The organism is Adlercreutzia sp. ZJ138, from assembly GCF_011038935.1.
Classification (GTDB): Bacteria; Actinomycetota; Coriobacteriia; order Coriobacteriales; family Eggerthellaceae; genus ZJ141.
The window spans coordinates 1-7,488 of record NZ_JAAKEA010000039.1 but is presented as its reverse complement, the minus strand read 5'-3'; the positions used below and the strand labels follow the sequence as shown (position 1 = coordinate 7,488).

Genomic DNA, 7,488 nt, shown 5'->3' with positions numbered 1-7,488 from the left:
TCATATCCGAGTGCTCTCACAGAGCTATTTACCGTATGCCCGCGTCCGGCATCCCAGTGGCTTTCGTATATCTGTAAATAGAGTCCTTTTTTGTTCTTGGACTTCTTCAAGAAATACGCCATCGCTCACCCTTTCTTCATAGCAGCAATGCTTCTATTATAACTCCATAGCACCATATAGAAAACCCTTTTGAAGTAACTTGTCAACCCTTCACAGAATATACAAAAAGACCAGCTCATTGGCTGGTTTTTACAGATAAGCGTATGTCGAAAACCCTAAAGAATTCTGGTGTCAAATCCTAAAGACGGGAATTCGAAAAGTCGGAGCTTTTCTCATTTTTCCTCGAAGTATAGTATCCGTCCAGCACATAACCTGAATCCATAAGGGAAAAAGTGACTGTATCTGCAAACATTTTTGCATTTCGCCAATCTTCAAGTATCATTCATAGATGAGGCAAAGAGAATGATTTAGGAAAAACCTGAGTTGTCTATCATGTAAAAGGGGTTTCAATGCGTGTAAAAATTAAAGGCTTGTGTCGGGGTGCCGGGACAATATATGTATTACTCGAAGCAACCATCAAACAACCTGAAAACCTCCCCGATATCAAGGTTGTCTCTGACGACGGAATGTCACTTCCGGCAGAGGTATACAATCTCGATTCACTTGAGAATATAGCTATGTCACAAATCGTTGTAGCAACGCCGATGCTTGCTACTTCCTCAATTCGAATCCTTGCCGAAGCGACAGACTCCTTCGGAAAGACCCGAATCATCTTCCATAGAAAACTACGTCGCTCTCATATCAAATGGCTTTCAAGGTTTAACTATCGCTTAATGAACGAGAAAATGCATCAGATTCGGGATACGGATCGAAAAACCTACTCTCGACAGATTCACATCAATCCACTTTCTGTTACGTACGCACAATCCCCAAAAAAGGAAATGATACTAAAAGGAATTGTGTGCACACCCCTAGATGAAAAAGAGCCCTCAATACGAATGATCGACGGTAACGGAAAGCCAACTGACGTTGCAAGTGTTATATTTGGCACCACAACAACGACGCTGTCTCTTGGGGTTAGGCGTCTTGAGACAAGCTTCACGGTTCGCTTACCTCAAGACGAATTCACATATTGTCTCGTAGCAGAAAGCAACAATAGCAATCGTTCAGGGTTCCTTTGTCTCGATCCCTTGTCGAAACAGCGCTTATCTGCTGCTGGCCCACACTTTTACACCGTTTCTTCTCCCGACTCATATAGTCGATGGGCTCGTATACAAGACAGTGTTTCATCAGCTTACTCGGAGCATGACTACCATTTCGAAAACCCTCCGAAGTTTAGCATCATCACTCCGTTATACAAAACGCCCCCCTACTTTTTTAGAGCCATGGTTCAATCTGTACTAGTTCAGGATTATTCGAATTGGGAACTCATTCTGGTCAACGCAAGTCCTGACGATCCAAACCTATCCAACGAATTGGCCCGATTGGACGACCCTCGCATAAGAATCATTACGATGGAGCGCAACCTTGGCATTGCCGAAAACACCAACCGGGGTATACTTGCCGCAACAGGCGACTATATCGCACTGTTTGATCATGATGATGTTCTTGCAAAGAACGCTCTCAAAGAATATGCCGTATCCGTACGCAACAACCCCGACGCTCTTGCATTCTATTGCGACGAAGATTTTCTCAATGAAAACGAACGACGTCTGGCACCTCACTTCAAATCAGACTTCAATCTTGACTTGCTTCGGTGTCATAATTACATCACCCATTTTCTTGTCGTAAAAGCGAAGCCAATGCAAGAGCTGTTGCTTAATAAAGAATATGATGGCGCGCAGGATTATGACCTAGTCCTTAGGTTGGCTGAAATATCGCAGAACATCGTTCATATTCCCAAGGTTTTATATCATTGGCGAATCCATAGCGGTTCGACTGCGGCATCTGCTGACAACAAAAACTATGCCGACGACGCCGGAAGACGTGCTTTGGCGGACCATCTCAAAAGGCTAGGGTTGCCTGCTACTGTATCGCTCACAGAGAACCCTTGCTTTTACCATGTAGAGTACGATCTTACAAGCACCCCACTTGTATCAATTATCATCCCAAACAAGGACAATGTAAGCGTGCTAAAGAGATGCATAGCCTCTATTCTGAATAAAACCTCTTATCAGAACTATGAGATTATTATCGTAGAAAACAATAGTGCCGAAGAAGAAACATTTGAGTACTACAAGACGGTCGAAGCTGATGATCGAATAAGAGTACTATTCTGGAATTCAGCTTTCAACTACTCCGCAATCAACAACTTTGGAGCGGAAGCAGCACGTGGTAGCTACTTACTTCTGCTCAACAACGACACTGAAATCATAGAGCAGAATTGGCTTTCATCCATGCTTTCATTCTGCCAAAGATCAGATGTTGGCGTTGTTGGGGCGAAACTACTGTATCCCGATGATACAGTACAGCATGCTGGGGTAATTATGATTAAATGCAACTCCCCTCTCGAAATGGGCGGACCAATACACATCTTTTCCAATCTAGACAAGAATGACTCAGGCTATATGAGACGTGCTTCTCTCGTGCAAGATCTTTCTGCCGTTACGGGGGCATGTCTAATGACAAAAAAGGATGTTTTTGAAAGAGTAAACGGACTTGATACTGATTTTGCGGTCGCATTTAACGATGTTGACTATTGTCTTAAGGTTAGAGAACTTGGCTTATATGTCGTATACGATCCTGAAGCTTTGCTTTATCACTATGAATCGCTTTCAAGGGGATCGGATGACGAAAAATCAGAAAACTATACAAGGTTCCTTTCCGAACAGGGACTTCTCAAATCAAGATGGAGCAAGTACTATGCAAGCGGTGATCCTTACCATGGGCAATTTAGTACTCTGAGCATATAGGACAGGGGTGTTAGCCATTCTAGTCATAATGTGGAAAACTCCAAGAGGATTCCAGTTGACCTCTTGGAGTTTTCTGGCAACACGATGGCTTTGACGTTCGTATGCCCCTAACCTAACCCATGTCAAATTACCTCGTCATGGGTTAACTTAATATAATACCCCCCGAAGTTTGCATGCAAAGCAGAGGCCTGGGGGGTTTACCGGTTACATATTAACATGAATAAAAACCATTTCGGAATGGAAGAGTCGTCAATGAACGCAAAATCTCCCTCAAGGGACAATCATGATGCTACAACCACAATGTCCGATCCTTATCTCCCAATTACGCTTGACCTGAGCAACGTTGGAGCACCCCGCTATTTAGCCCGAAAAGTTCAAGAGGGTATCAAAGGTGGCTATCGCGTCTTTCAACTGCGTCTCAAGTCGAAAAACGCCTCATGCTTTCCCAATGTTTGCGTACCTCTGGCGGGAATATTGGATTATTATCGCGACGAACACGGATGTCGCTTTATTAATTCAGTAAGCTGGAGGAAATCTACCTATTTGAAGCATGCAGGGATTCTTGAACCCCATATGTATGATTTAACCGCCCTTCCGGGAAGCTTCCTGGATCGTGTTTGGAAATTCACGCCAGATACTCACTATGATATCGTTCGTGAGATCATGGAGTCAATTCGTCGTACCGACCATATGGCGGAGGGTGTTTTAGATGCACTCGAATTGGTCTTAAATGAAGTCACTGACAACACATTACAGCATTTCTCCGAGAAGCCCGAGGACGAGAATGCTACCGGATATGTAATGGTTCAATATCATAAAGGCAGCCACCATGTTGCTGTCGCAGTATTCGATACAGGACAAGGGATACCCGCATCCTTGATGCGTGGCGGTCATAAGTTTGAATCAACAACGGAATCATTGTTGCTCGCACTTCGCAAAGGAGTAACTGACGGAAATGGTGCCGGGAACGGCTTGTGGTTAATGGATAGGGTGGTCGCAGCTACATCCGGTTCGTTCACGCTGGCATCTGACGGTATAAGGTACTTTACGAAACACTACACAGCCAATGGCGAACCAAGATCTGCGTTGTCAATTGTTTCTAAGATTAAGGATGGCACCACGCTGGTCGATCTCCAATTACAAACTGATAGTCCGATCGATCTCGTCGAGACACTTGACGGCTATAGTCATGTTGATCTTTGGGTAGAAGACCGTCTTGAAAGCGACTTTGATAATGCACGTATGAGGGTCGATAAGGATTCTCGCGGCTGCGCAAGCCGCTATGAAGGAAAGGCTTTTGCCAACAAGGTATGCAACCTACTTTCTAATATTCCCGGACAGTGCATTCTCGATTTCACCAACATTGATATCGTAAGCGCTTCGTTCATCGACGAACTTGTAAGCGATCTACTCGTTCAATATGGCTTTGTTGGCTTTCTCAACCGGGTGCGCTTCGTTAACCTTTCTGCAGCTAGCATCGTTGTCATGGATGCATGTTTTCGGAATCGCTACTTCAAGCTAACGCATGAATATCGCCTGTAGACTTATCATTACGCTAGTATAAAACGGTACCAAGACTTGTGGGGTTGCTGGTAAACCAGCCAAGTGGGCGTTGGTACCAATTGACTAGACAGGGGGGGTTACAGCACTGGAGCATATATTGCCTAGCGATACAGCAACTTTAGCACTTTCGTCTTGATTAAGCTTGAAAAGCACTACACATAAGGCTTCTTCTTGAATCAACTTCACGCATTGATACACCAGAGAATACGAGTTTTGACAATTCAGCAAAATGCTGGGTAACAAAATCCAAAGACTCCGACATACTATCAAGCTCTGCATCATCAACCAACAAAAGAGACGATCTATAAACTCCTGCACAACAGCCAGTCGACAAAAGCTCAGCCCACTGAGTTGACGATCGAGATGCAACGAACAAGAAGTGTGGTGCACTATCGCTTCTATTCTTCGAATTGAGATCACAAACAAACGTGCATATTTCTACACATGCGTCTCTTTCGAGATTAGAACCTAAGTACTCGCACGATACAGTAAGGCGTTTAGCAATTTGTTCGGCATTTTCAGCGGAATCATCCCCAAATGAAAGGAGCTGTTCCACTTCAGAATACTGCAGAGCATCAACAATTCTTGTCACAGAAGAGTCCCCTGGCGAGAACAGAATCGTAGGGCAAATGCTTCCATACAAAAAAGGTGAAGCAGCAAAAGACTCCGAATTACAGTTGAAGCTAATCAAAGCAACTGTATGGTTTTTCCATAAATGCTCTTTTATTCCAAAAGAGTAGACTCCGAACGAGAACTCCAGTAACCCCTGATCATACCCAAAGGTAACAACCGATATTTCCCATGGCAACTCATGTAATCTATCAAGAACAGCGGTCGCATTCCCCCCACAATCGAATACGAAAACCTGCTTCGGCTTATGCTCGTACAACAATCGTTCAACTACGTCAGGAATACCATCTGTTTTAATGGGAAGCACTGGAGCACCGTACGCACCCGCAAGAGGATTAGCAACTATAGCGTTTGCATGCGTTGTATCACACACTAACGCAACGGTGTCGAAGGTTTTTCCCTTCCATGTTTCGGCAACCAGTTTTGCATTCACACTGGCTGGTGTTTCTCCGGTGATCACTTTGTAGGCGGATTTCGGAACCTCTACCTCCCCTACACGCATCAGCGCTTCGAACACGCGTTTTTCCGCTTCGGGGCTACCGGTACGCCCACCAAGGCCGCCATACACGCGCGTGACCATCGCAGCGTCGCCCATAAGGCGTGTGTGCCCCTTCTCTATCCAAATGGCCTTGTTGCACAAACGCGCTATCTGATCGTTGCTATGAGAAACAATTAGTACCGTTACGCCATGCTTGTCTATAAGCTCATTAATGCGGTCTTCGCACTTCTTCTGGAACATGAAATCGCCAACGGAAAGCACTTCGTCAACTATTAAAATCTCAGGCACAATAACCGTCGCAATAGCGAAAGCGATGCGCGCCACCATGCCCGACGAATAGTTTTTCATCGGCATGTCTAAAAACGACTCGATTTCGGCAAAATCGATAATGTCATCGAAATGCTGGTCGATGAAATCCTTCGAGTACCCCAAAAGCGCACCGTTTAGGTAAATGTTCTCGCGGGCCGTCAAGTCCATATCGAAACCTGCGCCCAGCTCGATCAGCGGGGCAATACTCCCATTGATTTGGCACGTACCGCTTGTCGGCTCCAGCACGCCTGCGATAATCTTCAGCATGGTCGACTTGCCCGAGCCGTTCGTGCCCATGATGCCGAACACGTCGCCCTTTTTCACTTCGAACGACACATCATCAAGCGCTTTAAACCCTTCGAAAAACAGCTCGCGTTTTGCAAGCTTAATCGCGTATTCTTTCAGATTGTTCAGCTGCTCGGAAGCCTTATTAAACGTCATGGAAACATGATCGACCTTGATCATAGTCGGACGAGCATCTTCGCTTCCCGCGTTGGCGTCAGCTTCTATATCAAGTGCGGACGTGTTTACGTTCTCAGGCATTGCGCAACCCCATCCTTAAACGTACAAGATGAATTTCTTTTGCTGCTTTTTAAATACCGCATACCCTATCGCCAAAGACGCAAGAGCGAACCCCGCGCAAATCAGGTTGTCTATAAGACCAGGCGTGACACCCCACAGCATGATGTCACGGAAGTAGGTGACGTAGTAGTACATAGGATTGAACTGCATGACTGTCATCATCCAACCAGGCAGAATATCAACCGGATAAATGATAGGCGTTGCATACATCCAGGCCGTAAGCGCCACCGACCATAGATGCATAACATCGCGAAAGAACACCGATAGCGCCGCAAGCAGCAACCCCAAACCAAGGCTGAACACAAACACGTACACCACGATAACCGGCAGAAGCACGATATTGACTGTAGGAACAATGCGGAAAAACACCATTACAGCAGCAACAGCAATGAGCGATATCACAAAATTGAGTGCCGCAAACGATGCCTTCTCAAGCGGGAACAGCATCTTGTTAATGCGAATCTTTTTGATGAGGGGTGCTGAATCGATGATAGAACTCATGGCCCCCGATGTCGCGTCGGCCATCAAGCCCCACAATGTTTGCCCCAGAATGAGATACAGCGGGAAGTTCTCTATTTGAAACTTGAAAAACGTCGAGAAAACAGCCGTCAGAACAACCATCATCAACAGGGGGTTCAGCACCGACCACAGCACCCCCAACACGCTGCGTCGATACTTCAGCTTGAAGTCTTTGGAAACAAGCGAAGTTAGTATGAACCAATCACGGCTAAAGCGACTCTTTGCTGCAGTCATGGGATAATTAGCCCCCATCTCGCATTGGTTAATCGTGTAAATGCATCCGCATACGTTATCACACAGAACACGCCTTTAAGCCGCCGCGACGCATTCTCAACCATAAAGCTAAACACAGCTTCTCGGGTTTTTAGGCGGGGAGTTACGCCTGCGGCATAACCTCAAGGGGTGTGTTCATCTTTTCGAACAGAGAAAGGCGCTTCTTCTTGCAGTTGCAAGCCACCCATATACTATGACGCT

The 7,488-nt window shown here is 45.7% G+C and carries 4 protein-coding genes; 2 read left to right on the top strand and 2 right to left on the bottom strand.

Annotation, left to right across the window (positions count from 1 at the left end; genetic code table 11):
* Positions 1 to 509: 509 nt before the first annotated feature.
* Positions 510 to 2,912: a glycosyltransferase family 2 protein gene (locus G7Y43_RS10480; RefSeq protein WP_165046359.1), complete on the top strand. Its 2,403-nt coding sequence runs from the start codon at positions 510 to 512 to the stop codon at positions 2,910 to 2,912.
* Between the two features lie 252 nt (positions 2,913 to 3,164).
* Positions 3,165 to 4,454: an ATP-binding protein gene (locus G7Y43_RS10475; protein WP_165046358.1), complete on the top strand. Its 1,290-nt coding sequence runs from the start codon at positions 3,165 to 3,167 to the stop codon at positions 4,452 to 4,454.
* 157 nt (positions 4,455 to 4,611) lie between these two features.
* Here the strand turns inward: G7Y43_RS10475 and G7Y43_RS10470 are convergent, their stop codons facing one another.
* Together G7Y43_RS10470 and G7Y43_RS10465 are read right to left on the bottom strand one after the other, a co-directional pair.
* Positions 4,612 to 6,456 (bottom strand): ATP-binding cassette domain-containing protein, encoded by a 1,845-nt coding sequence (locus G7Y43_RS10470; protein ID WP_165046357.1) that lies wholly within the window; start codon positions 6,454 to 6,456, stop codon positions 4,612 to 4,614.
* Between the two features lie 15 nt (positions 6,457 to 6,471).
* Positions 6,472 to 7,248 (bottom strand): ABC transporter permease, encoded by a 777-nt coding sequence (locus G7Y43_RS10465; RefSeq protein ID WP_165046356.1) that lies wholly within the window; start codon positions 7,246 to 7,248, stop codon positions 6,472 to 6,474.
* Between the last annotated feature and the right edge of the window lie 240 nt (positions 7,249 to 7,488).

Coding starts and splice junctions, on each gene's coding strand:
- G7Y43_RS10480 (WP_165046359.1), top strand. CDS start 510: ATGCGTGTAAAAATTAAAGGCTTGTGTCGGGGTGCCGGGACAATATAT.
- G7Y43_RS10475 (WP_165046358.1), top strand. CDS start 3,165: ATGAACGCAAAATCTCCCTCAAGGGACAATCATGATGCTACAACCACA.
- G7Y43_RS10470 (WP_165046357.1), bottom strand. CDS start 6,456: ATGCCTGAGAACGTAAACACGTCCGCACTTGATATAGAAGCTGACGCC.
- G7Y43_RS10465 (WP_165046356.1), bottom strand. CDS start 7,248: ATGACTGCAGCAAAGAGTCGCTTTAGCCGTGATTGGTTCATACTAACT.